The organism is Burkholderia sp. BCC1640, assembly GCF_902833125.1.
In the GTDB taxonomy this organism is placed as follows: Bacteria; Pseudomonadota; Gammaproteobacteria; order Burkholderiales; family Burkholderiaceae; genus Burkholderia; species Burkholderia diffusa.
In genome coordinates, this window is sequence record NZ_CADFEF010000010.1 from 22,884 (window position 1) to 45,781 (window position 22,898).

Here is a 22,898-nt window from a genome sequence, read left to right on the forward strand (position 1 = left end):
CGGCACGCAACATTGAAGGAGTTCATGATGAAAACTTGTATCGCACTACTGATGATGATCGGCGTTGTATCCGGTCAGTCTGCATTCGCGCAATTGAATGCGCCGCTCACGCGTGCACAGGTTCGCGAGGAACTGATTCGTCTGGAAGCGGCGGGCTACGATCCGTCGAAGGGGGACGACGGAGAATATCCTGCGGACATTCAGGCCGCGCTGGCGAAGGTCGCCGAGCAGGATCGGGCGAGGATGGCGGCTTTGCCCGCCCCGCCCGCCCCGCCCGCGCCGGCCGCCGTCATGCCGGCGCAGACCGACGACTAGGTGCCGACATGTACGTATGTGTCTTCGGGCCGACGTGCTCGCGGTACGGCAATACGCACGCCGCTCGCGGCACGCGGCCTGGCCGAACCGCACGGACGGCGAGGCCGTCGATCGCGCGCCGCTTCGCGCGGCGCCGCGATCAGCGTGTTGCCCGATTCCGATGGGCGCGCAGGTGGATTGCAGGGTGAGCCGCGATGCAGGCGAGCGCGCGATCCGTCATTGCCGGATCGCTGCCTGCGATGGTGCGCCATGGCGCATGGTGGCGAGATTACCAGGGCATCATCCGTTGCATGACGCCGTCGCGCAGGACGAAACGATGCGCGACCGCGGCCGCGACGTGAAGGCAGATGCCGCCGAACAGCACCCACGCGAGGATGCCGTGCACGTCGCCCATCGCGTGCCCGAATCCCGAGCCGGCCGCCGACAGCGCCGGCAGCGGGACGACACCGAACAGCGTCACGGCCCATGCGCGCGACGACGCATTGATCCAGCCGAGCAACGGCACCGCGATCAGCAATGCATAGAGCCCGAAGTGCGTTGCGCCGGACACCGCGCGCATCGCAGGCGACAGTTCGTCGGCGGGCGGGCGATGCGTCACGCGCCAGAGCACGCGGCAAGCCATTGCGGCAAGCAGCGCGGTGCCCACGATCAGGTGCGCGGCGATCAGGCCGACCGGTTGCGTGTCGCGATGCACGTCGGGCATCGTCCAGCCGATTACGTATTGCGCGACGACCAGCGCCACGATCAGCCAGTGAAGAAGGCGTGCGACTGCGTCGTATCGGGCGGTTGTAGACATGAAAGCTCCTGGCAAGCGGATGAGGACCGTATCTTCCGGCGGATTTTACGGCCGAATCCTTAACGAAACGTTAAGCGTGCGGTCGCGCACCGGCTTCGTCCGATAACGCCTGCGTGCGATCAATCCGGGCGGATTCGGCCGACGGCATCGAGATCGTGACGCCGAGGCCGCGGCCGCCGATGCCGGCCCCGAATTGCACGGTGCCGCCGAAGTATTGCGCGATGCGCTGGACGATCGACAGCCCGAGCCCGCTGCCGGGCAACTGCGTGCCCACGCCGCGATAGAAACGATCACCGAGCCGCTCGTGCTCGCCGGGGGCGACGCCGGGCCCGTCGTCGCGCACGACGATGCGCTGCGCGGCGCCGTCGTCGTGTACGTCGATCTCGATGCGGCCCCCCTGCCGGCCGTACTTGATCGCGTTGTCGAGCAGGTTGTCGAGCAGGATGCCGAGCAGGATCGGATCGGCCTGAATCGCTCGCCCGGGCGTGCCGCTGGCGACGATGGCGATGCAGTGATCCGATGCCTTCGCAAGATGCCGCTCGATGGCCGCGTCGACCAGTTCGCGGACGACGACGGCGCGCACCGGAATGCGTTCGTATTCGTCGAGCCGCGCGAGCAGCAGCAACTGTTCGGCGAGACGCGCGCTGCGATCGACGCCTTGCACCACGCGCTGCATGGCGAGCTGTTTGCGCGCCGGATCGTCGGTCGCGAGCGCGACCTGGGCCTGAACCTTGATCGCGGCCAGCGGCGTCTTGAGTTCGTGCGCCGCGTCGGACGTGAATGCCCGCTCGCGCACGATGGACTGCCGCAATCTGGCGAGCAGGCGGTCGATCGCGTCGACCAGCGTGCGGACTTCTTCCGGAACGGTCGTGACGCCGAGCGGTTCGAGCGAGCGCGCATCGCGCGCGCCGATCAGCGTCGACAGTGTTTTGAGCGGCGCCAGACTGCGCCCGATCAGGAACCAGAGCAGCAATGCCAGCACCGGGAGCGCGACGATCAGCGGCCAGACGATGCCGCTCGCGATGCCCGTCGCGAGATCGCTGCGCGTATTGGCGGGCTCCATCACCCGTATCCATCGTCCCGACGCGTCGTCGCGCAGCGTGTGGGTGCGCCATTGCGCGCCGCGCACGACGATCGTTTCGGGGGTGTCGCTTCGGCCGGCTGCATCGGGCCGGCCGGGAGCGTCGACTGGCAGGCTCGACGCGACGACGTTGCCCCGCGCGTCGCGGACTTCGAACAGTACGTCGCGCGGCAGACGATCGCCGTCGTTGTCTCGGGCGGCGGCCGGCGTGCCGTGAGCCAGTTCGATGCGCGCGTCGGGCGGGAAGCGGGCGAGGCGGTCGAGGTCGGCCGGCGCGAGGTCGACGAGCAGCGACGCATATTCGACGAGACGGGCGTCTTCCCATTCGCCGATCTCGCGTGTCGCGTGCCGGAAGCTGCCGAACACGGCGACGATCCAGACGACGGTCACGCAGCCGAGCGCCATCGCCGAAACGCGGCGCCGTATCGAGCGCGAGATCATGGTTTGTCGACGACGTAACCGATGCCTCGCACCGTCCGGATCAGTTCCGCGCCGAGCTTCTTACGCAGATTCGAGATGTGAACCTCGATCGCATTGCTTTCGATGCCTTCCTGCCATCCGTACAGGCCGTCCTCGAGACGCGCCCGCGACTGGGGCATGCCCGCATGACTGACGAGCTGAACGAGGATGGTCCATTCGCGTGACGTCAGCGCGATGCGCGCCGCATCGCGTGTCACCGTTTGGGTGGTCAGGTCGATCGTGATGTCGCGCCACACGATCTCGTCGCCGGCCCGACCCTGGGAGCGGCGCACGAGCGCGCGGCAGCGGGCGAGCACCTCGGACAGCTCGAACGGTTTCGCGAGATAGTCGTCGGCGCCGTCGTCGAGGCCGCGGACCCGATCGGCCACGGTGCCGCGCGCGGTCAGTACGAGCACCGGCGTGGTATCGCCCGCGTCCCGCATCGCACGCAGCAGTTCCGTTCCCGATTTGCCGGGCAAGCCGAGATCGAGGGCGACGAGGGCGAAGCGCGTCGTCGAGAGCGCGGCGGCGGCGGCATGACCGTCGCGCAGCCAGTCGACCTGATAACCAGCCTGACTCAGGCTGATTTCGAGGCCGCTGCCGATGAGGTCGTCGTCTTCGACAAGGAGGAGTCGCATGGTCGATTCGTGTGCAGATATATGCAATTGTACGAGCCGGACTGTGCGCGTCGTGCAACGGATTGTAATTGCGCTCCCTCAAATATCGCCCGATTCTGAAGATCGCTTAAGGTTCGGCACCGGCATTCCGGCTACGATCGGCCACAACATTTCTCGGGTCGAACTCCGCTTCCCCTGATCCCCGAACCGGGTTCCGCGCGTCCCGCACGCGCTTGCCCGTCCACCCCCGCGACCGTGTCGATCGAAGCAGGATCGATGCGGGTCGTCCGCACGGGAGGTTCTTTCCTGATGGAACCCTCGACGATCGAGCGATGGCGCGCCTACCTGTTGATCGCCGCGTTCGCCGGCATGTTCATTCAGTGTTTCGTGCTGGTTTCGTTGTTTGCGCTGCGCGTACCCGAAGCGTTCTTCACGACGATGACATTCCGCATCTGGGCCGTCGTCGCGGTCGCGACCGCGATCCTGTCGGCCCGTAAGGTTGCCGACGCGGCGTTCAGGGCCGCGGATGTCTGCGGCTATGTGCGCGTGTCCGGAATCGATCGCCGCACGGTAGCCGTGTCATCTGATTGCGCGTACCGTCGGCTGGTCGTCCTGCATATCCGGCTCAACGGGAATCGATACGGCGGCGTGTACGGGTGAGCGCGCGTTCGCGCGTGCCGGCCCCGAGCGTCGCCGTCATTGGGCCACCACTGGGGAGAAGCATGGTCTTGCTGCATGTGCTGTACGCGCTGGCCGGCGCGATGTCGATCGCCTGCGGGCTGGGCGTGTTGCTCGGCATTGCCTACACTGTCACGGCCAGCGTGCTGGTCGGCCGGTTCTTTTCGCGCGCGCGGGCGGTGCCGCGCGACTATCCGGGCGTCACCGTCGCGAAACCGCTGCACGGCGACGAATGGAACCTCGTACAGCATCTTGAAAGCTTCTTCGTCCAGGATTATCCGGGGCCGGTACAACATCTGTTCGGCGTGCACGATGCGGGCGACGCGGCGCTCGCGGCCGTCGAGACGCTTCGCGCGCGCCATCCGGACGCGAACATCAAGGTCGTCGCCGATGCGCGGTTATACGGGCCGAATCGCAAGATCGCGAATCTCGTCAACATGCTCGAACACGCGGAACATTCGGTGCTGTGTCTCGCCGACAGCGATGTGCTGGTCGAGCGCGATTATCTGCGTGCCGTCGTCGGCGCGCTACAGCAGCCGGAAGTCGGCATCGTGACGAGCGTGTATCGCGGCGTCGCGTCGCCGGGCTTCTGGCCCGGTGTCGCCGTCGCGATGACGAACTACCATTTCCTGCCAGGCGTCATTACCGGGCTTTTCATCGGGCGTGCCCGTCCGTGCTTTGGCCAGACGATTGCGATCACGCGCGCGACGCTCGAACGCATCGGCGGGCTCACGCGTTTCGCGCACCACCTGGCCGAGGATCACGCGCTCGGCGAAGCGGTGCGGCAGGTCGGCGCGCAGGTCGTCGTTCCGCCGTTCGTCGTCGGACATGCCTGTGTCGAAGAGACCTTCGCCAGGCTGTATGCGCACGAATTGCGCTGGAGCTGCACGATCCGCGCGGCGGACCGGCTCGGTCACGCCGGGTCGGTGCTGATGCATCCGCTGCCGCTTGCATTGCTGGCCGTGCTGTTTTCCGGCGGCACGCTCGCCGCCTGGTGGCTGGTGGTCGCGGCACTCGTCGCGCGGGCGCTGCTGATGTTCCGGACGAGCCGCGCCACCGGGGCGGGTCTGCGCGGCGCGCTCTGGCTGCCGTTCGTCGATTTGCTGCAGTTCGCGGTGTTCGTGTCGAGCTTCTTCTCATCGCACGTCGTCTGGCGTGGCACGCGCTTTCGCGTCGACCGCGAGGGCTTGTTGTCGCCGGCGGGGAAATCATGATGCACGACGCGCATTCCGATGTCGAAGGCGCGGACCGGCCGCCCGCGCGTCGCGACGCACGGTTGCGGCATGCGGGGCGAGCGGCGGCGCTGGCCGGGCTGGTGCTCGCGGTGTGGCTGATCTGGCGCGAGCATCCACTGGAGATCCTGCACCGGTTGCGGATTGCCGGCGCCGGGTTGCTGGTCGCCGCACTGGCTCACATCCTGCCGATGCTCGCGAATGCGTGGGACTGGCGGATGCTGATCCGTGGCCCGCGCCGGCCGTCGTTCGCGACGATGCTCAAGCTCGTATGGATCCGCGAATCGATCAACGGGCTGTTGCCAGTCGCGCGGATCGGCGGCGAGATCGTGTCGTTCAGCCTGCTGCGGCAGGCGGGCGTGCGCCCGGCGACCGCCGTGGCGAGCCTCGTCGCGGACATGCAACTGACGCTGATCAGCCAGCTCGTGTTCGCGCTGGTCGCGATCGGCTACGTGCTCGAACACGTGTCGTCCGGCGCCGCGCAGGTGGCCGCGCGCCTCGCCATCGGCATGGCGGCGCTCGTGCCGGTGCTGCTGCTGTTCGCGCTGGTTCAGCACGCGCGGCCGTTCGAGCGCGCGATGCGCGTGGTCAACCGCGTCACGAGCGGCAAGGTGGTGGCGCTGGTCGGCGAATCGGCACGCACCGATCAGTCGATCCGGATGATCTGGAGAAAGACGGGTGTCGTCGTCCGCTATCTGGCGATCTGGCAGACGCTGCAATTTGTCGGCTATTCGCTGGAAATCTGGCTCGCGCTGCATTTCCTCGGCGCCGATCCGACGTTTGCGCAGGCGCTCGCGATCGAAGCGCTGATCCAGCTCCTGAGCAGCATCGCGTTCCTGATGCCGGGCGGGCTGGGCGTGCAGGAGGGCGGGTTCGTGCTGATCGGCGGGCTGCTCGGGTTCGACGCGCCGACCTGCCTGGCGCTCGCCGGCGCGCGGCGCGTCCGCGACTTGCTGTTCTATCTGCCGGGCCTGTTCGCATGGCAGCATGCGGCCGGCGCGGCGCGCTCGCCGTACCAGGCGAAGCGCGCATCGATGCCCGTCGGGGAGTCCGCCGGGCCGCGTTGATGCGGCCCGACGTTGCCGGCCAGCCAGGCGGGCAGCGGTCCGCCGACGCGGCCGCTTGCCTCGCCGGGCGGCGCGGCGATCAACGTTGCTCGTCGGCGATGTAGCTGCGGATCACGTCCGCGAACGACGTGTCGCCCTTCAGGCCGAGCGCTTCGGCGCGCGTCGTGTCCCAGCGGCCCGGCCAGCTGCCGACGATCTTCTCGACGCGTTCGTCCGGCGCATGGCGGATCAGCTTCACGACGTCGTCGCCCGCGACTTCGCGCAGTGCCGCGATCATTTCGTCGACCGACACCGACAGGCCGGGCAGGTTGATCACGCGCTTGTTGCCGAGCTTCTCGCTGTCGATCTCGCAACCCGCGACGAGCGCGTCGATCGCGCCGCGCGGCGACAGCAGCCACAGCCGCGTCGAACCGGGCACCGGGCACACGCTTTCCTCGCCGTTCAGCGGTTCGCGGATGATGCCGCTCGCGAACGACGACGCCGCCGCGTTCGGGCGGCCCGGCCGCACGCTGATGGTCGGCAGCCGCAGCACGCGGCCGTCGACGAAGCCGCGCCGTGCGTAGTCGCACAGCAGCAGTTCGGCGATCGCCTTCTCCGCGCCGTACGACGATTGCGGATTCAGCGCGGTGTCGTCCTGCACGACGTCGGGCAACACGCCGCCGTAGACGGCCACCGAGCTCGTGAACACGACGCGCGGACGATGGCCGCGTGCGCGGCACACTTCGAGCAGCGTGCGCGAGGCGTCGAGGTTGATCCGCATGCCGAGATCGAAATCGGCTTCGGCCTGCCCGCTGACGATCGCCGCGAGATGGAAGATCGCGCCCGTCTGCGCGTCGATCGCGCTTTCGAGCACCGTGCGATCGGCGATGTCGCCGACGATCGACGTCACGCGCGCGTCGCCGAAATCGCTGCCCTTCACGACGTCGAGCAGCACCAGCTCGTCGATCTTGCCGGTCCGGCCGTCGGGCCCGATCAGTTCGCCGCGCTCGAGCAGCTTGCGCGCGAGACGCTGGCCGAGAAAGCCGGCGCCGCCGGTGATCAGTACTTTCATGTTGTGAGCCCTCTTCGGAATGCGTGGATTACAGATAAGGCTTGAGCCAGCCGAGCCCGTCGGACGTGCCGGCCTTCGGGCGATACTCGCAGCCGATCCAGCCGTCGTAGCCGAGCGCGTCGATCAGTTCGAACAGATACGGGTAGTTGAGTTCGCCGATGTCCGGCTCGTGACGCTCGGGCACGCCGGCGATCTGGATGTGGCCGATGCCCGCGAAATCGCGCTTGAGCTTCATCGCGAGGTCGCCTTCGACGATCTGGCAGTGATAGCAGTCGAACTGCACCTTCAGGTTCGGCGCGCCGACTTCCGCGCGGATGTCATGCGCATCGTCCTGGCGGCTCAGGAAATAGCCGGGCATGTCGCGCTGGTTGATCGGCTCGATCAGCACCGTGATGCCGTGTGCGGCGGCGGCCTCCGTCGCATGCCGCAGGTTCGCCACGTAGGTATCGCGATGGCGCGCGCGGTCGGCGCCCGGCGCGACCATCCCGGCCATCACGTGCAGCTTCTTGTTGCCGAGTACGCGCGCATAGTCGAGCGCCTGGTCGATGCCGCGCCGGAACTCGTCCTCGCGGCCCGGCAGCGACGCGATCCCGCGTTCGCCGGCGGCCCAGTCGCCCGGCGGCGCGTTGAACAGCGCCTGCTCGAGATTGTGCGCGTCGAGGCGCGCGCGAATGTCCTCGGCGGCGAAGTCGTACGGGAACAGGTACTCGACGGCCTTGAAGCCGTCGTACGAGGCAGCGGCGAAGCGTTCGAGGAACGCCTGCTCGGTGTACATCATCGAGAGGTTGGCGGCGAAGCGGGGCATGGCAGCGGGTCCTGTGAATGAATGGGGCAGGGCGCATGGCGCCCCGCGTCGAATGACGGATCAGCGGTTCACGAGTTTAGCGGGCGTGAGCCACACGGCGATCGCGCCGATCACGAGCATGGCGGCCAGCACGTACATGCCGGACGACGTGCTGTGCGTGACGTCCTTCAGGTAGCCGATCACGTACGGGCTCGCGAACCCGGCGAGGTTGCCGACCGAGTTGATGATCGCGATCCCGGCGGCCGCGGCGGAGCCGGCGAGGAACGCGGTCGGCAGCGACCAGAACAGCGGTGCGCAGGTCAGCACGCCGCCCGCCGCGAGCGACAGGAACACGATCGACACCGCCGTATTGTGCGAGTACGACGCGGCGACCGCAAACCCGACCGCGCCCATCAGCGCCGGCACGATCAGGTGCCAGCGGCGTTCGCGGCGCTTGTCCGCGCTGTGGCCGAACAGGTTCATCACGACGATCGCGACGACGAACGGAATTGCCGACAGCAGGCCGATCTGCAACGTATCGGTGATGCCGGTCGACTTGACGAGCGTCGGCATCCAGAACGTGAGACCGTACTGGCCGGTGACGAACGCGAAGTAGATCAGCGACATCCACCACATGCGCGGATCGGAGAACACGGCCTTCAGCGAATGGCCGTGCTGTTGCTGTTCCTGCGGCTGAGCAGCGATTTCATCCTCGAGGATTTGCTTCTCCCGCTCGTCGAGCCACTTCGCGCTGCGGATGCTGTTGTCGAGATACAGGATCGTCGCGATGCCGACGAGCACGGCCGGCACGGCCTCGATCATGAACATCCATTGCCAGCCGTGGAAGCCCGAGCCGCCGTGGAAGCGCTCCATGATCCAGCCCGACAGCGGGTTGCCGAAGATGCCCGACACCGGAATCGCCGACATGAACACCGCGATGATCTTCGCGCGGCGATGCGACGGGAACCAGTACGTGAGGTACAGGATCACGCCCGGATAGAAGCCGGCTTCCGCGAGACCGAGCAGGAAGCGCAGCACGTAGAACTGCGTCGGCGTCTTCACGAACGCGAACAACGCGGACAGCAGGCCCCACGTGATCATGATCCGCGCGATCCAGATGCGCGCGCCGATGCGGTGCATCAGCATGTTGCTCGGCAGTTCGAACAGGAAGTAGCCGAGGAAGAAGATGCCGGCGCCGAGGCCGAACACGGTTTCGCTGAACGCGAGGTCCTGCGACATCTGCAGCTTCGCGAAGCCGACGTTGACGCGATCGAGATACGCGACCACGTAGCAGAGCATCAGGAACGGCACGATGCGCCAGAACACTTTCTTGTAGGTGCGGTCGAGTTCGGCCGATTGGGCGGGCGCGGCGGGCGAGCGGCTTGCGGCCGCGTCGAGAGCAGTCATCGTCGTCTCCTGGGATGTCATGTGCCGGCGGCGCGCACGCCGCCGGATTGTGTCGTGTGTGCTGATGGAAGGGCCCGCGCACACGGCAGGCATAGGAATCGGTGCGTAGTCCTGCGTGATCCGGGCGCGATGCGTTGCGTTACCAGCGTGCGCCGAAGGTCTGGCGCAGCTCGTCGAGCGCGGCGTCGGACAGCGGCTCGGGCTTCGGGTTCGTCATCAGCCAAAGCCGCGCGGTTTCCTCGAGCTCCTCGAGCGCGTACGACGCGTGCGACACCGACTGCCCCCACATCACCGGGCCGAGGCGGTCGAGCAGCACGCCGCGCACCTGATCGGCGAGTGCAGCGACTTCGGCCGCGACGGCCGGGTCGCCGGGGCGGCGATAGCGGATCAGCGGAATGTGGCCGACCTTCATCACGTAATACGGCGTGATCGGCGGCAGCACGTCAGTGTCGCGCCATACGCCCGCGAGCGTGAGCGCGACGAGGTGCGTCGAATGCGTATGGACGATCCCGTTCGCCTGCGCGTTGCGCGCGTAGATTCCGCGATGCAGCGCGAGCGTCTTCGACGGCTTGCCGCCCGAGAGCGGCTGGCCGTCCAGGCCGACCTTCGCGATGTCGTTCGGGTCGAGGCGGCCGAGGCAGGCATCGGTCGGCGTGATCAGCCAGCCGTCGTCCAGACGCGCGCTGATGTTGCCGGCGCTGCCGACTGCATGGCCGCGCGCATACAGGCTCGCGCCGACGACGCAGATCTCCTCGCGCAGTTTCGCTTCGTGGCTCATCATGCGGCTCCGTCGAGCGCGCGCAGCGCCTTGTCGAAAAAGTCCACCGTGCCGAAGTTGCCGGATTTCAGCGCGAGGCCGAGCGGCTGCGCGTCGATGGTGGCCGTCGCCGGTACGCCCGGATCGATCTGCGCACCGATCTGCAGCGACTTCACGTCGAGCGCCTGCACGACCGCGCCGGACGTCTCGCCGCCGGCGACGACGAACTTGCGCACGCCGAGCTCGCGCAAGCCCCTGGCGATCGCCGCGAGCGTGCTCTCGACGAGATGGCCGGCCGCCTCGACGCCGAGCACTTGCTGGACGGCCTTCACTTCGTCGGGTGTCGCGGTCGCGTAGATCAGCACGGGTTGCGGCAGGTGCGAGCGTGCGAACGCGAGTGCGGCGTCGACGACGGGCTCGCCGCGCGAGGCCGCGAGCGGATCGATCCGGAAGCTCGGCCGGCTTTCGCGCCACGCGGCGACCTGGGCGTTGGTTGCCTTCGACGCGCTGCCAGCGAGCACCGCCGACAATCCGTCGATGCGCGGCAGCGAGGCCGCGTTGTCGCGCTCGGGCAGCTGATCAGCGCGACGGAAATTCGCGGGCAGGCCGAGGGCGACGCCCGAGCCGCCGGTGACGAGCGGCAGGCCCGCGCACGCTTCGCCGAGCACGTAGAGGTCGCGATCCGACAACGCGTCGGCGATCGCGAAGCGCGCGCCTTCCGCGCGCAGCTGCTCGATCCGCGTGCGCACGGCGGCCGCGCCCAGCGCGATCGTGTCGTAGCGGATCAGGCCGACCTGCGACTTCGTTTGCCGCTGCAGCGCGCGCACGAGGTTCGCGTCCTTCATCGGCGTGAGCGGGTGGTTCTCCATGCCCGATTCGTTCAGCAGCACGTCGCCGACGAACAGGTGGCCGCGGAAGATCGTACGGCCGTTTTCCGGGAACGCCGGGCACGCGATCGCGAAGCCGCCGCCGGCCGCATCGAGTAGCGCATCGGCGACGGGCCCGATGTTGCCCGCGTCGGTCGAGTCGAACGTCGAGCAGTACTTGAAGAAGAATTGCCGGCAGCCCTGCGCGCGCAGCCATTCATGGGCGGCGAGCGATTGCGCGACGGCGTCGGCGGCGGGAATCGTGCGCGACTTCAGCGCGACGACGATCGCGTCGGCGTCGACTGCGGCGTCGCCGGCGGGCACGCCGATCGTCTGCACGGTACGCATGCCGCTCTTGACGAGCATGTTCGCGAGATCGGTCGCGCCGGTGAAATCGTCGGCGATGCAGCCGAGCAGGGGACGGGAAGCGGAAGCGGTCATGGCAGGAACGTCGTTCGAATCAGCGGGCGGGCGGCAGCGTGATGCCGGGGAAAGTCTTGATCACGGCGGAATCGTCCTCGCCGCCGTGGCCGGCGCTCGACGCGCTCATGAACATCTGGTGCGCGGTGGCCGACAGCGGCAGCGGGAATTTGCTGCGCCGCGCGGTATCGAGCACGAGGCCGAGGTCCTTCACGAAGATGTCGACGGCCGACAGCGGCGTGTAGTCGCCGTTCAGGATGTGCGGCACGCGGTTCTCGAACATCCACGAGTTGCCGGCGCTGTGCGTGATCACGTCGTAGAGCGCGTCGGCGTCGACGCCTTCGCGCAGGCCCAGGGCCATCGCCTCGGCGGCCGCCGCGATATGCACGCCGGCCAGCAGCTGGTTGATGATCTTCACCTTCGAGCCGATGCCGTGCGCGTCGCCGAGGCGGTACACCTTGCCGGCGATCGCGTCGAGCACGTCGTCGCAGCCGGCATACGCGGCGGCGGGGCCGGACGTCATCATCGTCATCTCGCCGGAGGCCGCGCGCGCGGCGCCGCCGGATACCGGCGCGTCCAGCATCTGCAAGCCCGCGGCCTCGATGCGCGCGCCGAGCGCGACCGCGAAGTCGGGCGCGACGGTCGCGCTCGCGATCACGACGCCGCCCGGCTTCATCGCCGCGACCGCGCCGTGCTCGCCGAACAGCACCGTTTCGGTCTGCGCGGCATTGACGACGAGCGTGACGACGACATCGCATCGCGCGCCGAGTTCGGCCGGGCTCGCGCAGGCCACGCCGCCTTCGGCCGCGAACGCCTGCAGCACGGTGTCGCGCACGTCGCATGCGTGCACGCGGAACCCCGCGCGCAGCAGCGAGCGGGCGACGCCGAGGCCCATCGCGCCGAGGCCGATGACTCCAACATTTCGTGACATGGTCAACCTTGATCGATTCGGGAAAGGTTCGGGACAACGACGGCACCGGTTCGGTCCGGGCCGCCGCATTCAGCAATCGTTCATCAGCAGATGCCGGCTTCCGCGAGACGGCGGGCGGCGTTATACATGTGCGTGCGCGCCGCGTTGCGCGCCGCCATCGGGTCGCGCGCGCGGATCGCGTCGGCGATCGCCGCGTGTTCCTCGCGCACCTGCCGCGAGAAATCCTCGCGCGTCGCTTCGTTGCGCCGCGTGACCTTCACGCCGGCCTCGAGGTACTGGTTCAGAAACTGCAGGGTCTTCAGGAAATACGGGTTGCCGGTGACGGCAGCGATCGTGCGGTGGAACGCGACGTCTTCCGCGACGCCGTCGCGCCCTTCGGCCGCCGCGTCGTCGATCTTGCGCAATGCGTCGTCGATGTCGGCCATGTCGTCGGCCGTGTGGTGCAGCGCTGCTTCGGCCGCGACTTCAGCCTCGATCGCGCGGCGCACCGCGAGCAGGTGCGGCAGCGAGCTCGCCTCGACGGCTTCCGCGTAGTCGATCCGCAGCGGCCGGATCGCGCCGTGCTGGTTCACGTATACGCCGCTGCCCTGGCGCGGCTCGACCACGCCTTCGTTCTTCAGCCGCGAGATCGCCTCGCGGATCACGGTGCGGCTCACGCCGAATTCCTGCGCGAGCACGGCCTCCGTCGGCAGCTTGCCGGTGGCCGAGAAACTGCCGACTTCGATCTGCTTCAGCAGCTGCTGCGCGACGTGGTCGCTCATCGCACGGGCGGGAATCTTCTCGAACATGGCGCTCTGGTTTGTAAGGTGATGTGGTCATCATACAAATTTGAAGGTGCGTCAGCATCCGGGATAACCCTCGGTTAACGGGCTGCAACGTCGGTCAAGTCGACTGGAACCGGTTCCAAATGGCGGGAAAATGCCGCGATCGTGCGAGGTCCAAGGCGCGGGCAGGAGAAGGAAAGGGCGCGCGCGGGCGGCGCGCGCGATCGTCAGTCGGCGATGTCTTCGACGGGATCGGAATCGGCGGTCACCGGCACGCCGGCTTCTGCGCCGTCCCCGCCGCGCTCGCGATAGGTCGCCGGTGGCACGCCGAACTGCTTGCGGAACTCGCGGCCGAGGTGCGACGCGTCGGCGAACCCGCAACTCGACGCGATATCGGCGACTGTGCGGTCGGAACTGGTCAGCAGCCACGCGGCCGTGCGCAGCCGCACCTGCTTCGCGAACGCCTGCGGGCTCTTGCCCGTCTCGGCCTTGAACAGCCGCTCGAGCTGGCGCGTCGACATGTCGAGCTTGCACGCGAGTTCCTCGAGCGGCAGTGCGCGGCCGACATGCTGTTCCATCAGGAGAATCGCGCGCTTGACCTTCGGGTGCGTGGCCGGCTCGAGGCCCGGCGGATGCGGCTGCGGCGCATTGCCCTTCTGCATCTCGCCGACGAGCAGGATGCGCAGTGCCTTCTGCACGGTCGCATGATCGAAATGGCGCAGCAGGATCGCGGCGGCGACGTCGATCGACGCGCGGCCGCCCGAGCAGGTGATCCGGCGCCGGTCGATCACGAACAGGCGATCGGCGATCAGCATGTCGGGATCGGCGTTCGGGAAGCGCTCGATGAAATCCCAGTAGTGGAACCAGCTCACGCACGTGCGGTAGCCGTCGAGCACGTTCGCGCGCATCAGCGTGAACACGCCCGTGCAGATCCCGACGACCGTCGCGCCGCCCGTCGCCGCGCGGCGGATGAAGTCGAGCGTTTCGGGGCCCGCTTGCGGCCCCGAATGCAGCAGCCCGCCGACCACGACCACGTAGTCGAACGGTTCGGCGCTCTCGAAGGTTTCCCACGGCGTGATCTGGATCCCGCAACTCGCGCGCACCGGCGCCAGCGTTTCGCCGATCACGCTCCACGCGCAGCGCACCGGCTTGCTGTAGTCGCCGTCGTCGGCCGACAGCCGCAGCATGTCGACGAAACCCGAAAAGGCCGTGAGCGTGAAGTTCGGCAGCAGCACGATGCCGAAACGGATGCGCTGCGGCGCGGGTTCGGCGAGGGGGGAAGCGGGTACGTCGGGTGTCATCGCGGTCAATCTCGTCACGCCGGGAAGGCGGGTCTCACTCGTTGCAGTCTGTTCGCGGGCACGGTTGCCGGCTGGCGCACGCGCCGGCCGACTTGTGGTTTTTCGTCGTCAATCATCGTCAAAACGCACTTTCCGGCCGTCCTGCGCGGGGCTTGGCGGCGGTATCCCACGCCGATGCCGTTTTTGTTCTATCGGCCAATTTTACGCTTTGATGTACTGATGCCAACGACATTTCACGTACGCCCACCCAGAGGAAGTCAGATGAACGTCAGCGCGTTCGACCTGTTCAAGATCGGTATCGGCCCGTCCAGCTCGCATACGGTCGGCCCGATGATCGCCGCGTGCCGCTTCGCGTCGCACATCGAGGACGCGAACCTGCTCGGCTTCGTGCGCCGCGTGCGGGTCGAACTATACGGCTCGCTCGGTGCAACGGGCAAGGGCCACGGCACCGACAAGGCGGTGCTGCTCGGCCTCGAGGGCCATTTGCCCGACACGATCGATCCGGACCTGATCGAGCCCCGGCTCGCGGCGATCCGCGCGGAGAAGTCGCTGGCGCTGCTCGGCAAGCAGACGATTCGCTTCGACGAGAAGGAGAACATCGGCTTCTATCGCAAGCTGATGAGCGGCACCAGCATCGTCCATCCGAACGGGATGCGCTTCCAGGCGTTCGACGAGCACGGCCAGTTGCTCGTCGAGAAGGAGTATTACTCGATCGGCGGCGGCTTCGTCGTGAACCGCGACGGCGATCGCGTAAACGGCGTGCGTGCTGCGGCCGACGTGCCGTATCCGTTCCGCACCGGCGACGACCTGATGCGCCAGTGCCGCGAACACGGGCTGTCGATCGCCGAGCTGATGCTGCGCAACGAATGCACGCTGCGTCCGGAAGACGAGGTGCGCGGCGGGCTGCTCGCGATCTGGCGCACGATGGCCGCGTGCGTCGAGCGCGGCTGCAAGGTCGAGGGCGAACTGCCGGGCCCGATGCGCGTGAAGCGCCGCGCGGCCGAACTGAACGGGCGCCTGCGGGCGCGTTCGGAGGAGTCGCTGCGCGATCCGCTGTCGATGCTCGACTGGGTCAACCTGTATGCGATGGCCGTCAACGAGGAGAACGCGGCGGGCGGCCGGGTCGTCACCGCGCCCACGAACGGCGCGGCCGGCGTGATCCCCGCGGTGCTGCACTACTACGTGAAGTTCGTGCCGGGCTCGAACGAAGCCGGCATCGTCGAATTCCTGCTGACGGCCGCCGCGATCGGGATCATCTACAAGGAAACGGCGTCGATATCCGGCGCGGAAGTCGGCTGCCAGGGCGAAGTGGGCGTCGCGTGCTCGATGGCCGCGGCCGCGCTCGCCGCGGTGATGGGCGGCACGCCCGACCAGGTCGAGAACGCGGCCGAGATCGGGATGGAGCACAACCTCGGCATGACCTGCGATCCGGTTGGCGGGCTCGTGCAGATTCCGTGCATCGAACGCAACGCGATGGGCGCGATCAAGGCGCTGAACGCATCGCGGATGGCGCTCAAGGGTAACGGCCAGCACTACGTATCGCTCGATTCGGTGATCAAGACGATGCGCGAGACGGGTGCCGACATGAAGACGAAATACAAGGAAACGTCGCGCGGCGGTCTTGCCGTGAACGTCATCGAATGCTAACGAAGGATCACTAACATGAGCCGCTACTCGATATTCAGCCTGTTCCGCAACGGCCTCTCGTATCACGAGAACTGGGAAAAGCAGTGGAAGAGCCCGGAACCGAAGAAGGAATACGACGTCGTGATCGTCGGCGGCGGCGGCCACGGCCTCGCGACCGCGTACTACCTCGCGAAGGAACACGGCATCACGAACGTCGCGATCCTCGAGAAGGGCTGGATCGGCGGCGGCAACACCGCGCGCAACACGACGATCGTGCGCTCGAACTACCTGTGGGACGAATCGGCCGCGCTGTACGAAAAGGCGATGAAGCTGTGGGAAGGGCTGTCGCAGGACCTCAACTACAACGTGATGTTCAGCCAGCGCGGCGTGATGAACCTCGCGCATACGCTGCAGGACGTGCGTGACACCGAACGTCGCGTGAACGCGAACCGCCTGAACGGCGTCGACGCCGAATTCCTGACGCCCGCGCAGATCAAGGAAATCGAGCCGACGATCAACCTCAACAGCCGCTATCCGGTGCTCGGCGCATCGATCCAGCGCCGTGCGGGCGTCGCGCGTCACGACGCGGTGGCCTGGGGCTTCGCCCGCGGCGCCGACCGCGCCGGCGTCGACATAATCCAGAACTGCCAAGTGACGGGCATTCGTCGCGAAGGCGGCGCGGTGGTCGGCGTCGATACGGTGAAGGGCTTCATCAAGGCGAAGAAGGTCGCGGTGGTCGCAGCCGGCAACACGACGACGCTCGCCGACATGGCCGGCGTGCGCCTGCCGATCGAGAGCCACCCGCTGCAGGCGCTGGTGTCCGAGCCGATCAAGCCGGTGGTCAACTCGGTGATCATGTCGAACGCGGTGCACGCGTACATCAGCCAGTCCGACAAGGGCGACCTCGTGATCGGCGCGGGTATCGACCAGTACACGGGCTTCGGCCAGCGCGGCAGCTTCCACATCATCGAAAGCACGCTGCAGGCGATCGTCGAGATGTTCCCGGTGTTCTCGCGCGTGCGGATGAACCGCCAGTGGGGCGGCATCGTCGACGTGTCGCCGGACGCGTGCCCGATCATCACCAAGACCGACGTGAAGGGCCTCTACTTCAACTGCGGCTGGGGTACCGGCGGCTTCAAGGCGACGCCGGGCTCAGGCTGGGTGTTCGCGCACACGATCGCCCGCGACGAACCGCATCCGCTGAACGCGCCGTTCGCGCTCGACCGCTTCTACACGGGCCACCTGATCGACGAGCACGGCGCCGCCGCCGTCGCGCACTGACCCCCGCACTGAACGAGGAGAAAGAAACATGTTGCTGATCGAATGTCCGTGGTGCGGGCCGCGCGCCGAATCCGAGTTCACGTGCGGCGGTGAAGCCGACATCGTGCGCCCGGTTGCGAACGAGAACATGACCGACCGCGAATGGGGCGAATACGTGTTCATGCGCGAGAACAAGCGCGGTATCCACCGCGAGCAGTGGCTGCACACGCAGGGCTGCCGCCGCTGGTTCAAGGTCACGCGCGACACGGTGACCTACGATATCAAGGGCTACGAAAAGTTCGGCGGCGCAGCCGCCGGCAACGCACACGAAGAGGGCACGAGCAAATGAGCCAGAAAGACCGCCTCGGCACCGGTGGCCGCATCAATCGCGCGATTCCGCTGACGTTCACGTTCAACGGCCGCACGTATCAGGGCTTCCAGGGCGACACGCTCGCGTCCGCGCTGCTCGCGAACGGCGTGCACTTCGTCGCGCGCAGCTTCAAGTACCACCGTCCGCGCGGGATCGTGACGGCGGACGTCGCGGAACCGAATGCCGTCGTGCAGCTCGAGACCGGCCCGTACACGGTGCCGAACGCGCGCGCGACCGAGATCGAGCTGTACCAGGGCCTCGTCGCGACGAGCGTGAACGCGGAGCCGTCGCTCGAGAACGACAAGTACGCGATCAACCAGAAGTTCTCGCGCTTCATGCCGGCCGGGTTCTACTACAAGACCTTCATGTGGCCGCGCAACATGTGGCCGAAGTACGAGGAGAAGATCCGCGAGGCCGCCGGCCTCGGCAAGGCGCCCGAGGTGCTCGACGCCGATCGCTACGACAAATGCTACGCGCACTGCGACGTGCTCGTGGTCGGCGGTGGCCCGTCGGGCCTCGCCGCCGCGCATGCGGCCGCGACGGCCGGCGCACGCGTGATTCTCGTCGACGACCAGCGCGAACTCGGCGGCAGCCTGCTGTCGTGCCGCGCGGAAATCGATGCGAAGCCGGCATTGCAGTGGGTCGAGAAGATCGAGGCCGAACTGCGCAAGCTGCCCGACGTGACGATCCTGTCGCGCAGCACCGCGTTCGGTTATCAGGACCACAACCTCGTGACGGTCACGCAGCGCCTGACCGATCACCAGCCGGTGTCGATGCGCAAGGGCACGCGCGAGCTGCTGTGGAAGGTCCGCGCGAAGCGCGTGATCCTCGCGACCGGCGCGCACGAGCGTCCGATCGTGTTCGGCAACAACGACCTGCCGGGTGTGATGCTCGCCGGCGCGGTGTCCACCTACGTGCATCGCTACGGCGTGCTGCCGGGCCGCAACGTGGTCGTGTTCACGAACAACGATCGTGCATACCAGACCGCGCTCGACCTGAAGGCATGCGGCGCGAAGGTGACGGTCGTCGATTCGCGTGCGTCGTCGAGCGGCGCGCTGCCCGCGGCCGCGAAGCGGCAGGGCGTGACGGTGATGAGCGGTGCGGTCGTGACGGCTGCTTCGGGTAAATGGCGCGTATCGTCGGTCGACGTCGCGTCCTACACGAACGGCCAGACCGGCGGCAAGCTGCAGTCGCTGCCGTGCGACCTCGTCGCGATGTCGGGCGGCTTCAGCCCGGTGCTGCACCTGTTCGCGCAGTCGGGCGGCAAGGCGTGCTGGAACGACGAGAAGGCCTGCTTCCTGCCGGGCAAGCCCGTGCAGGCGGAAGCGAGCATCGGTGCGGCCGCTGGCGAGTTCGGTCTCGCCCGTGCGCTGCGGCTCGCGGTCGACGCGGGCGCCGAAGCGGCGAAGGCAGCGGGCTTCACGGCCGCGCAGCGCCCCGTCGCGCCGCAGGTCGCGGAAACCGTCGAAGGCGCGCTGCAGCCGTTGTGGCTCGTCGGCAGCCGCGAGGCCGCCGCACGCGGGCCGAAGCAGTTCGTCGACTTCCAGAACGACGTGGCGGCCGCCGACATCCTGCTGGCCGCGCGCGAAGGCTTCGAGTCGGTCGAGCACGTGAAGCGCTACACCGCGATGGGCTTCGGCACCGACCAGGGCAAGCTCGGCAACATCAACGGGATGGCGATCCTCGCGCAGGCGCTCGGCAAGACGATTCCGGAAACGGGCACGACGACGTTCCGCCCGAACTACACGCCCGTGTCGTTCGGTACGTTCGCGGGCCGCGAGACGGGCGACTTCCTCGACCCGATCCGCAAGACGGCCGTGCATGAATGGCACGTCGAGCACGGCGCGATGTTCGAAGACGTCGGCAACTGGAAGCGGCCGTGGTATTTCCCGAAGAACGGCGAGGACCTGCATGCGGCCGTGAAGCGCGAATGCCTGGCGGTGCGCAACAGCGTCGGCATCCTCGACGCGTCGACGCTCGGCAAGATCGACATCCAGGGTCCGGACGCGGTGAAGCTGCTGAACTGGATGTACACGAACCCGTGGAACAAGCTCGAGATCGGCAAATGCCGCTACGGGCTGATGCTCGACGAAAACGGGATGGTGTTCGACGACGGCGTGACGGTGCGCCTCGCCGACCAGCATTTCATGATGACGACGACCACCGGCGGCGCGGCGCGCGTGCTCACGTGGCTCGAGCGCTGGCTGCAGACCGAATGGCCCGACATGAAGGTGCGGCTCGCGTCCGTCACCGATCACTGGGCGACGTTCGCGGTGGTCGGCCCGAAGAGCCGCAAGGTCGTGCAGAAGGTGTGCCAGGACATCGACTTCGGCAACGAGGCGTTCCCGTTCATGAGCTACCGGAACGGCACCGTCGCGGGCGCGAAGGCGCGCGTGATGCGGATCAGCTTCTCCGGCGAACTCGCCTATGAAGTGAACGTGCCGGCCAATGCGGGCCGCGCGGTGTGGGAAGCGCTGATGGCGGCAGGTGCCGAATTCGACATCACGCCGTACGGCACCGAGACGATGCACGTGCTGCGCGCGGAGAAGGGCTACATCATCGTCGGCCAGGATACCGACGGCTCGATCACGCCGTTCGACCTCGGGATGGGCGGGGTGGTCGCGAAGTCGAAGGACTTCCTCGGCAAGCGTTCGCTGTCGCGCTCCGATACGCAGAAGGAAGGCCGCAAGCAGTTCGTCGGCCTGCTGACCGAGGACGAACAGTTCGTGCTGCCGGAAGGCGCGCAGATCATCGCGAAGGACACGCAGGTGTCGGCGGTCGATCCGACGCCGATGATCGGCCACGTGACATCGAGTTATTACAGCCCGATCCTGAAGCGCTCGATCGCGCTGGCGGTGGTGAAGGGCGGCCTGAACAAGATGGGCGAGAGCGTCGTGATTCCGCTGGCCAACGGCAAGCGCATCACAGCGAAGATCTCGAGCCCGGTTTTCTACGATACCGAAGGGGTGCGCCAGCATGTGGAATGAAACCAGAAACCAGTCGCAAGTGGCGGGCGCGGGCGTGACGCTTGAATCGCCGTTCGTCGGCGCGGCCGATGTGCTGAAGCCGCACCAGGCGCGCGCGTCGAAGAAGTTCTTGCTGCGCGAGCGGGCGTTTCTTGATCTCGTGAACGTGCGCGGCGAGCTGAGCGACCCGGCATTCGTCAGCGCGTTCGAGCGCGTGGTCGGCTGCCGGCCGCCGTCGGCACCGAACACGGTGGCGCGCGGCGCCGAGTACGACGTGCTGTGGCTCGGTCCCGACGAGTGGCTCGTGCGTTCGAACGGACCCGTGCAGGCGGGCGTGCTCGAGGCACAACTCGCGGAGGCGGTGCAGGGTTCGTATGCGGCGGCCGTCGACGTCGGCAGCGGCTACACGGTGGTCGAGGTCAGCGGCGAACGCGTGCGCGATGTGATCGCGCGCGGCTGCCCGCTCGATCTGCATCCGCGCGTGCTCAAGCCGGGCCAGTGCGCGCAGTCGCACTACTTCAAGTCGCCGATCACGCTGATCCCGACCGGCGACGATACGTTCGAAATCGTCCTGCGTCGCAGCTTCGCCGACTATTTCGTGCGCATCATGCTCGACGCCGCGGCGCCGCTCGTATCATGAAGCCGTTCGACGAACCGTTCGTGGCGATCGACGCGCCGCGCCTGCGCGGGCGTGGCTGGAGCGTGTTCGTCGACGAACTGAAGGTGCCCGCGCGGATCGGCATCCACGCGCACGAGCACGAGGCGCCGCAGCCGATCGTGATCGATGCGCGGCTCGGGTATCGCTGCGAGCCGAGCGAGCAGGGCGAGTGGATCGACTACGACGGCTACTGCGCGCGCGTCGCGTCGTTCCTGTCGCACAAGCCGCATACGCGGCTGCTCGAAACGCTCGTCGCCGATCTCGCGGTGATGTCGTTCCGCGAATGGCCCGCGCTGGAGTCGCTGACGCTGTCGATGTACAAGCCGAAGATCCGGCCGGGGACGAAGCGCGTCGGCGTGTCGCTCGACTGGACGCGTGGGGATTACCTGCGGTGGACGGGGGCGGCGGGGCAGCTGTGACGGGCTGAGCAGTCCGTATCGTTTCAAGGCGGCGCGTCATGACGAAGTCACGACGCGCCGATTCCCGTCCATGCGATGACCGAAACGCGTTTGCTGCCTGCGAAAACGCAGCATTTCATCGAGTTTCTGCGTGCGCATTTCGCGCGCGAGTAATGGACGGTCGGTGTGTAACGTCGTGTGTCGTGCCGCTTCAGGATCGTACGTGCGGTGCGCAGTGCGCTTACTTCGCGTTGCGGCTCGCGGCGGGCGCCGCGGTCGACGGATCGCTGACCGGCACCATGCGCGCGTTCGTATCGTTCGCGCTCTTCGCGCTGTCTTCGGGTTCGAGCACGAAGCGGAACGTGTCGACCCGCTGCATCACCTTCGCCGCATACGCATTCGATCCGCCGTAGCTTTTCAGCCCGGCCTGCACGTTGCCGCCGGCCGCCCGCACATAGCCCGACAGGATCTTCGAGCCGGCTTCGACGTTCGCATTCGGTTCGGTCAGGTCTTTCACGTTGCGCAGCATGCCGCGGTGCGCGGAAGGCACCACCTGCATCAGCCCGGTCGCGCCATGCTGGCCGCGCGCCTTTTCCTGGAAGCGCGATTCGATCGAGATGATGGCGTAAACGAGTGCCGGAGGCAGCGAATATTTCGTCGCGGTCATGCTCACGATATCGGCGAGCTTCGCGGCACGCTCTTTCGCGACACCGAATTTCTTCGTCAGGTAGGACGTGATGCGGCGGTTTGCTTCGTTGGGCTGATCGTTCGCGAGCGGGGCCGAGGCGTCGGCCGGCGCGGATGCGGCCGCTTCGGGCGCGGAGGCAGGCGATGCGGGCGCCTGCTGCGCCGAGGCCTGGTGCGCGATGCCGAGCGAAAGCACGATCAGCCAAAGAAACCGTCGTCGCATGGTGGAGTGCGGGGAAATGAGAGGCGCATAGTATATCGGCCAATTGTCGGACGTGTGCGAGCGCGGGCTTGAATGAAAGCGTGATGTAGGCTTTTGTCGGCGCGTGCTCCGGACAGGCTTGATCGTTGCACCAACACGTATCGGAGTCCGGATGAAGCGCGGCCGGATTTTCTCTCGCGTCCCC

General features: G+C 67.4%; 22 protein-coding genes and 1 pseudogene. 11 read left to right on the forward strand and 12 right to left on the reverse strand.

The features are described 5' to 3' along the window. Nucleotides 1-27: 27 nt before the first annotated feature. On the forward strand, nt 28-315 hold the full coding sequence (locus HWX25_RS13025) for a DUF4148 domain-containing protein (protein WP_175908855.1): 288 nt from the start codon (nt 28-30) through the stop codon (nt 313-315). 268 nt (nt 316-583) lie between these two features. Here the strand turns inward: HWX25_RS13025 and HWX25_RS13030 are convergent, their stop codons facing one another. The 3 genes from HWX25_RS13030 to HWX25_RS13040 all read right to left on the reverse strand — a co-directional run bounded on the left by HWX25_RS13030 (nt 584) and on the right by HWX25_RS13040 (nt 3,289). Next, on the reverse strand, nt 584-1,111 hold the full coding sequence (locus tag HWX25_RS13030; RefSeq protein WP_175908739.1) for a cytochrome b: 528 nt from the start codon (nt 1,109-1,111) through the stop codon (nt 584-586). A 70-nt stretch (nt 1,112-1,181) separates the two neighbouring features. Further along, entirely contained in the window at nt 1,182-2,633 is a 1,452-nt protein-coding gene (locus HWX25_RS13035; protein WP_175908740.1) for an ATP-binding protein, read from the reverse strand. After that, complete coding sequence (locus HWX25_RS13040; RefSeq protein WP_175908741.1) at nt 2,630-3,289, reverse strand: response regulator; 660 nt, start codon at nt 3,287-3,289, stop codon at nt 2,630-2,632. The genes HWX25_RS13035 and HWX25_RS13040 overlap by 4 nt, the downstream gene beginning before the upstream one ends. 288 nt (nt 3,290-3,577) lie before the next feature. Here HWX25_RS13040 and HWX25_RS13045 point away from each other — a divergent pair, with 288 nt between their 5' ends. From HWX25_RS13045 to HWX25_RS13055, 3 genes are all read left to right on the forward strand, one after another. Continuing rightward, a complete protein-coding gene (locus HWX25_RS13045; protein WP_175908742.1) occupies nt 3,578-3,928 on the forward strand; it encodes a hypothetical protein in 351 nt (116 codons plus the stop codon). 62 nt (nt 3,929-3,990) lie between these two features. Beyond that, nucleotides 3,991-5,160, forward strand: coding sequence for a bacteriohopanetetrol glucosamine biosynthesis glycosyltransferase HpnI (gene hpnI / locus HWX25_RS13050; protein ID WP_059819582.1), 1,170 nt, complete (start codon nt 3,991-3,993; stop codon nt 5,158-5,160). Next, nucleotides 5,157-6,245, forward strand: coding sequence for a lysylphosphatidylglycerol synthase domain-containing protein (locus HWX25_RS13055; protein ID WP_175908743.1), 1,089 nt, complete (start codon nt 5,157-5,159; stop codon nt 6,243-6,245). The genes hpnI and HWX25_RS13055 overlap by 4 nt, the downstream gene beginning before the upstream one ends. Nucleotides 6,246-6,324: 79 nt before the next feature. On the opposite strand, the gene denD is transcribed toward HWX25_RS13055, so the two are convergent. From denD to HWX25_RS13095, 8 genes are all read right to left on the reverse strand, one after another. Beyond that, entirely contained in the window at nt 6,325-7,296 is a 972-nt protein-coding gene (gene denD, locus HWX25_RS13060) for a D-erythronate dehydrogenase (protein ID WP_175908744.1), read from the reverse strand. Nucleotides 7,297-7,324: 28 nt separating this feature from the next. Then, the gene (otnI, locus tag HWX25_RS13065) at nt 7,325-8,101 is read right to left on the reverse strand and encodes a 2-oxo-tetronate isomerase (RefSeq protein WP_175908745.1); all 777 of its coding nucleotides are present in this window, start codon (nt 8,099-8,101) and stop codon (nt 7,325-7,327) included. A gap of 60 nt (nt 8,102-8,161) precedes the next feature. Then, complete coding sequence (locus HWX25_RS13070; RefSeq protein ID WP_175908746.1) at nt 8,162-9,487, reverse strand: MFS transporter; 1,326 nt, start codon at nt 9,485-9,487, stop codon at nt 8,162-8,164. A 139-nt stretch (nt 9,488-9,626) separates the two neighbouring features. Beyond that, a complete protein-coding gene (locus HWX25_RS13075; RefSeq protein ID WP_059819707.1) occupies nt 9,627-10,265 on the reverse strand; it encodes an aldolase in 639 nt (212 codons plus the stop codon). Further along, nucleotides 10,265-11,551 carry a 3-oxo-tetronate kinase gene (gene otnK / locus HWX25_RS13080; RefSeq protein WP_175908747.1) on the reverse strand — a complete coding sequence of 429 codons (1,287 nt, stop codon included), beginning with the start codon at nt 11,549-11,551 and terminating at the stop codon, nt 10,265-10,267. Before otnK ends, HWX25_RS13075 begins: the two co-directional genes overlap by 1 nt. A gap of 19 nt (nt 11,552-11,570) precedes the next feature. Next, nucleotides 11,571-12,461: an L-threonate dehydrogenase gene (ltnD, locus tag HWX25_RS13085; RefSeq protein ID WP_059466901.1), complete on the reverse strand. Its 891-nt coding sequence runs from the start codon at nt 12,459-12,461 to the stop codon at nt 11,571-11,573. Nucleotides 12,462-12,544: 83 nt separating this feature from the next. Continuing rightward, a complete protein-coding gene (locus tag HWX25_RS13090; RefSeq protein WP_059534092.1) occupies nt 12,545-13,249 on the reverse strand; it encodes an FCD domain-containing protein in 705 nt (234 codons plus the stop codon). Between the two features lie 203 nt (nt 13,250-13,452). After that, nucleotides 13,453-14,526, reverse strand: coding sequence for a GlxA family transcriptional regulator (locus HWX25_RS13095; protein WP_059534345.1), 1,074 nt, complete (start codon nt 14,524-14,526; stop codon nt 13,453-13,455). Between the two features lie 261 nt (nt 14,527-14,787). On the opposite strand from HWX25_RS13095, the gene HWX25_RS13100 reads away from it, so the two are divergent. From HWX25_RS13100 to HWX25_RS33440, 7 genes and pseudogenes are all read left to right on the forward strand, one after another. Next, nucleotides 14,788-16,173 (forward strand): L-serine ammonia-lyase, encoded by a 1,386-nt coding sequence (locus HWX25_RS13100; protein WP_059534094.1) that lies wholly within the window; start codon nt 14,788-14,790, stop codon nt 16,171-16,173. Nucleotides 16,174-16,188: 15 nt separating this feature from the next. Next, nucleotides 16,189-17,433: a sarcosine oxidase subunit beta family protein gene (locus HWX25_RS13105; RefSeq protein ID WP_006480591.1), complete on the forward strand. Its 1,245-nt coding sequence runs from the start codon at nt 16,189-16,191 to the stop codon at nt 17,431-17,433. 28 nt (nt 17,434-17,461) lie between these two features. After that, nucleotides 17,462-17,761 (forward strand): sarcosine oxidase subunit delta, encoded by a 300-nt coding sequence (locus tag HWX25_RS13110; RefSeq protein ID WP_059534095.1) that lies wholly within the window; start codon nt 17,462-17,464, stop codon nt 17,759-17,761. After that, nucleotides 17,758-20,769 (forward strand): sarcosine oxidase subunit alpha family protein, encoded by a 3,012-nt coding sequence (locus tag HWX25_RS13115; protein WP_175908748.1) that lies wholly within the window; start codon nt 17,758-17,760, stop codon nt 20,767-20,769. The genes HWX25_RS13110 and HWX25_RS13115 overlap by 4 nt, the downstream gene beginning before the upstream one ends. Continuing rightward, nucleotides 20,759-21,388 carry a sarcosine oxidase subunit gamma gene (locus HWX25_RS13120; RefSeq protein WP_059819576.1) on the forward strand — a complete coding sequence of 210 codons (630 nt, stop codon included), beginning with the start codon at nt 20,759-20,761 and terminating at the stop codon, nt 21,386-21,388. Before HWX25_RS13115 ends, HWX25_RS13120 begins: the two co-directional genes overlap by 11 nt. Beyond that, nucleotides 21,385-21,825, forward strand: coding sequence for a dihydroneopterin aldolase (locus HWX25_RS13125; RefSeq protein WP_059452158.1), 441 nt, complete (start codon nt 21,385-21,387; stop codon nt 21,823-21,825). The genes HWX25_RS13120 and HWX25_RS13125 overlap by 4 nt, the downstream gene beginning before the upstream one ends. 57 nt (nt 21,826-21,882) lie before the next feature. Continuing rightward, nucleotides 21,883-21,978, forward strand: a pseudogene (locus HWX25_RS33440) (LysR family transcriptional regulator); the annotation flags it as partial. A gap of 67 nt (nt 21,979-22,045) precedes the next feature. Here the strand turns inward: HWX25_RS33440 and HWX25_RS13130 are convergent. Next, entirely contained in the window at nt 22,046-22,714 is a 669-nt protein-coding gene (locus HWX25_RS13130; RefSeq protein WP_175908749.1) for a lytic transglycosylase domain-containing protein, read from the reverse strand. Nucleotides 22,715-22,898 lie beyond the last annotated feature (184 nt).

Bases quoted from the DNA above. Each gene is read 5' to 3' on its own strand.
- HWX25_RS13025 (WP_175908855.1), top strand. From the start codon at position 28: ATGAAAACTTGTATCGCACTACTGATGATGATCGGCGTTGTATCCGGT.
- HWX25_RS13030 (WP_175908739.1), bottom strand. From the start codon at position 1,111: ATGTCTACAACCGCCCGATACGACGCAGTCGCACGCCTTCTTCACTGG.
- HWX25_RS13035 (WP_175908740.1), bottom strand. From the start codon at position 2,633: ATGATCTCGCGCTCGATACGGCGCCGCGTTTCGGCGATGGCGCTCGGC.
- HWX25_RS13040 (WP_175908741.1), bottom strand. From the start codon at position 3,289: ATGCGACTCCTCCTTGTCGAAGACGACGACCTCATCGGCAGCGGCCTC.
- HWX25_RS13045 (WP_175908742.1), top strand. From the start codon at position 3,578: ATGGAACCCTCGACGATCGAGCGATGGCGCGCCTACCTGTTGATCGCC.
- hpnI (WP_059819582.1), top strand. From the start codon at position 3,991: ATGGTCTTGCTGCATGTGCTGTACGCGCTGGCCGGCGCGATGTCGATC.
- HWX25_RS13055 (WP_175908743.1), top strand. From the start codon at position 5,157: ATGATGCACGACGCGCATTCCGATGTCGAAGGCGCGGACCGGCCGCCC.
- denD (WP_175908744.1), bottom strand. From the start codon at position 7,296: ATGAAAGTACTGATCACCGGCGGCGCCGGCTTTCTCGGCCAGCGTCTC.
- otnI (WP_175908745.1), bottom strand. From the start codon at position 8,101: ATGCCCCGCTTCGCCGCCAACCTCTCGATGATGTACACCGAGCAGGCG.
- HWX25_RS13070 (WP_175908746.1), bottom strand. From the start codon at position 9,487: ATGACTGCTCTCGACGCGGCCGCAAGCCGCTCGCCCGCCGCGCCCGCC.
- HWX25_RS13075 (WP_059819707.1), bottom strand. From the start codon at position 10,265: ATGAGCCACGAAGCGAAACTGCGCGAGGAGATCTGCGTCGTCGGCGCG.
- otnK (WP_175908747.1), bottom strand. From the start codon at position 11,551: ATGACCGCTTCCGCTTCCCGTCCCCTGCTCGGCTGCATCGCCGACGAT.
- ltnD (WP_059466901.1), bottom strand. From the start codon at position 12,461: ATGTCACGAAATGTTGGAGTCATCGGCCTCGGCGCGATGGGCCTCGGC.
- HWX25_RS13090 (WP_059534092.1), bottom strand. From the start codon at position 13,249: ATGTTCGAGAAGATTCCCGCCCGTGCGATGAGCGACCACGTCGCGCAG.
- HWX25_RS13095 (WP_059534345.1), bottom strand. From the start codon at position 14,526: ATGACACCCGACGTACCCGCTTCCCCCCTCGCCGAACCCGCGCCGCAG.
- HWX25_RS13100 (WP_059534094.1), top strand. From the start codon at position 14,788: ATGAACGTCAGCGCGTTCGACCTGTTCAAGATCGGTATCGGCCCGTCC.
- HWX25_RS13105 (WP_006480591.1), top strand. From the start codon at position 16,189: ATGAGCCGCTACTCGATATTCAGCCTGTTCCGCAACGGCCTCTCGTAT.
- HWX25_RS13110 (WP_059534095.1), top strand. From the start codon at position 17,462: ATGTTGCTGATCGAATGTCCGTGGTGCGGGCCGCGCGCCGAATCCGAG.
- HWX25_RS13115 (WP_175908748.1), top strand. From the start codon at position 17,758: ATGAGCCAGAAAGACCGCCTCGGCACCGGTGGCCGCATCAATCGCGCG.
- HWX25_RS13120 (WP_059819576.1), top strand. From the start codon at position 20,759: ATGTGGAATGAAACCAGAAACCAGTCGCAAGTGGCGGGCGCGGGCGTG.
- HWX25_RS13125 (WP_059452158.1), top strand. From the start codon at position 21,385: ATGAAGCCGTTCGACGAACCGTTCGTGGCGATCGACGCGCCGCGCCTG.
- HWX25_RS13130 (WP_175908749.1), bottom strand. From the start codon at position 22,714: ATGCGACGACGGTTTCTTTGGCTGATCGTGCTTTCGCTCGGCATCGCG.